Raw genomic sequence first — 3,066 nt, forward strand, 5'->3', positions numbered from 1 at the left:
GGGTTATGCGGAGAATGTTATCGTAACGCAGCCGTCGTCGACGGTCGATAGAGTAACATTGGCAGTAATAGTATCGATACAATCCGCGCGCAGTTCCTTGCCACCTGCGGCACCGACTCGCGCTGCCCCCTGGACAGGGCCGGCCGGATCGGGCTCTTGGGGCGGAACGACGACCGCTGCGGAGTGCCTCCCTGACCCGGCTGGACAGCTTCATCCGGCGCCTGATCGCGCAACGGGCCTGCCTGGACGCCGCGGTGGAGCTGGTGGCCGGACGGCCCGGCAGCGTGCTGGAGCTGGGGCTCGGCAACGGGCGCAGCTACGACCATCTGCGCGCCCGGCTGCCGGAGCGGCGAATTGTCGTAGTCGAGCGCGACCCCAAGCCCCATCCCGCCTGCATGCCGTGCCCGGAGGACCTGGTGATCGGCACGTTCGAGACGGTGCTGCCCCGGGCCGCCGCCCTGCTGCCCCACGACCTGGTCCTGGTCCATGCCGACATCGGCACGGGCGATCCGGTGCGCAACGCCTGCCTGGCCCGGGAGGTCGCCCGGCAGCTGGCGAGCTTCCTGCCGCAGGACTGCATCATTGCCGGTGATCAGCACCTGCCGGCACGGCGGCTCTTGCCGCTGCCCGTACCGGAGGGCGTGGAACCGGGCCGCTATTACCTATATCGCGTGACAAGCGCGGACGCGGACCACATCATGCTCGGGCCGGAAGGCTGAGCAGCGCGATGGCGCAGCCCGGACGCACCCGGTCGTCAACGGCGAGGAACATGGGGCAGCCGTCGTTATTCTCGGTACGCTTCTGGGGTGTGCGCGGCACCGTTCCCGTCCCTGGCCCCTCGACGCTTCGCTATGGCGGCAACACGCCCTGCGTGGAGATGCGCTGCGGCGACCAGCAGCTGATCTTCGACGCCGGCACCGGCATCCGGGCGCTCGGCCGCCAGGTCATGGCCGAGTGCCGCGGCTGCTCTGCCCACGTGTTCCTGAGCCATACCCATGTCGACCACATCAACGGCTTCGCCTTCTTCAAGCCGGCTTATCACAGCGGCAATCGGCTGAAGCTCTGGAACGGCCACCTGCTCCGCCAGGGCCGCCGGCTGCACGAGGTGGTGGGCAGCCTGATGCAGCGTCCGTTCTTCCCGGTCCCCTTCGACATCATGCACGCCCAGATCGGCTTCGAGGACTTCAACGCCGGCGACACGCTGGAACCGGTGCCGGGCGTGCGAATGCGCACCCATTTCCTGCCGCATCCGGGCGGCGCTACCGGCTACCGGGTCGAGTATGGCGGCCGCGCCGCCTGCTACGTCACCGACCTGGAGCACACGGAGGGCCGGCTGGATGAGGACGTGCTGCGCCTGATCGACGGCGCCGACCTCGTCATCTACGACGCGACCTTCACCGACGAGGAATATGCCAACTATCGCGGCTGGGGCCACTCGACCTGGCAGGAGGGGGTGCGCCTGTGCCGGGCCGCAGGCGCCAGGCGACTGGTGACCTTCCATCACGAGCCGGACCGTTGCGACGACTTCCTGGACGGGATCGCCGTCCAGCTCGAGGCCGCCATGCCAGGATCGCTGGTGGCCAGCGAAGGCCTGGTCATCGAGCTGTGAGCGCGCTGCCTTCTCCGGAGCGCCCGGGTTTCTTCATCCCCTACCGGCACGCCGCTTCCGTCCGCCCCTGCGCCTATCCGGCACTCCTGCCGATCTTTCAGGCCGCCGAACCCTTGATGCTGGCGGAATTGGCCCGTGCCGAGCGCCATGCCCCGCGCCTGCGTGAACTGAATGGTCCCCCGCCCCGACCCCGCTTCGACCAGGAATGGTTCCCCCGCCTGGACGCGGCCCGTGCCTATGCCGTGGTCCGTGATCACCGGCCCAGCCGGATCGTCGAGATCGGCAGCGGCCATTCCACCCGCTTTCTCGCTCAGGCTATCGCCGATGGCGGCGATGCCGGCGAATTGCACTGCATCGACCCGGAGCCCCGCGCTGACATCCACGACCTGAAGCTGGTCCATCATCCCTGCCGCTTCGAGGAGCTCGAGGTCACCAGGATTGCCGCTCTGCTAGGGCCTGGCGACTTGCTGTTCGTCGATTCCAGCCACCTCCTGGTCCCTGGCGGCGATGTCGACCGGATCGTCAACGACCTGCTGCCGCGGCTGCCAGCCGGGGTGCTGCTGCACGTCCACGACATCTTCCTGCCCGACCCCTATCCCGAGCACTGGGCCTGGCGGGGCTATGCCGAGCAGAGCCTGATCGCTGCCCTGCTCCATGGCGGTGGCTGGCATCTGCTCTGGTCGAGCCACTGGCTAGCCACCCGCTGGCACGAGCGGGTCGCGGCCAGCCCGCTGGCGGCCCTGCCCCTGCGCGACGGCGTGCCCGAAACCTCCCTGTGGCTGGTCCGCGGGGCCTGAAGGGTAGGCCGGCATGTTCGAGGCCTTGGCTGGATCCTGGCTGCCCCATCTGATCCAGGCCCATGGCCTCTGGCTGCTGTTCGCGGTGGTGGCGCTGGAAAGCATGGGCGTGCCCCTGCCCGGCGAGGCAGCGCTGGTCGGCGCTGCCGTCTATGCGGGATCGACCGGGGAGCTGGGGATCGCCAGCGTGATCGGCGTGGCCGCCGCCGGGGCGATCGCCGGCGATAATTTTGGCTACCTGATCGGCCGGCGCATCGGCTTGCCCCTGCTCCACCGCCACGGCCGGCATATTGGGCTGTCCCCCGACCGGCTGAAGCTCGGCCAGTACCTGTTCGCCCACCATGGCGGCACGATCGTGTTCTTCGGCCGGTTCGTCGCCTTCCTGCGCGCGTTCGCGGGCGTGCTGGCCGGCGCCAACCGGATGGCCTGGCCCCGCTTCCTGCTCGCCAACGCGCTGGCGGCCTCCTGCTGGGCTGCCCTGTTCGGCCTGGGCGCCTACCGCTTCGGCCAGGAGATCCACCAGGTGGCGGGCCCGATTGGCCTCGTGGTGCTGATAGCTGCCCTGGCCCTTCTCCTGTTGGGCGCGCACCTGCTGCGCCGGCGCGAGCGGGAGTGGACTGCCCGGGCATTGGCGGAGCTGCCGGACGAGCCGGCCGCCTG

Annotated in this window: 4 protein-coding genes; all 4 read left to right on the forward strand. The window is 69.5% G+C overall.

Features of this window, described 5'->3' with window-relative positions; genetic code table 11:
* Positions 1-254: 254 nt before the first annotated feature.
* Complete coding sequence (locus tag EQG76_RS16180; protein WP_235031400.1) at positions 255-719, forward strand: class I SAM-dependent methyltransferase; 465 nt, start codon at positions 255-257, stop codon at positions 717-719.
* 50 nt (positions 720-769) lie between these two features.
* Positions 770-1,609, forward strand: a complete 840-nt coding sequence (locus EQG76_RS16185; RefSeq protein WP_159715280.1) for an MBL fold metallo-hydrolase — start codon at positions 770-772, stop codon at positions 1,607-1,609.
* The gene (locus EQG76_RS16190; protein ID WP_159715282.1) at positions 1,606-2,406 is read left to right on the forward strand and encodes a class I SAM-dependent methyltransferase; all 801 of its coding nucleotides are present in this window, start codon (positions 1,606-1,608) and stop codon (positions 2,404-2,406) included. Before EQG76_RS16185 ends, EQG76_RS16190 begins: the two co-directional genes overlap by 4 nt.
* A gap of 13 nt (positions 2,407-2,419) precedes the next feature.
* Positions 2,420-3,066, forward strand: a 647-nt coding sequence (locus EQG76_RS16195) for a DedA family protein (protein ID WP_159715284.1), incomplete at its 3' end; no start/stop codon positions are given.

It is taken from the genome of Geminicoccus flavidas, assembly GCF_009806515.1.
Taxonomy (GTDB): Bacteria; Pseudomonadota; Alphaproteobacteria; order Geminicoccales; family Geminicoccaceae; genus Geminicoccus; species Geminicoccus flavidus.

What these genes read in the sequence shown, in the direction of transcription:
- EQG76_RS16185 (WP_159715280.1), top strand. Translation starts at nt 770, where the DNA reads ATGGGGCAGCCGTCGTTATTCTCGGTACGCTTCTGGGGTGTGCGCGGC.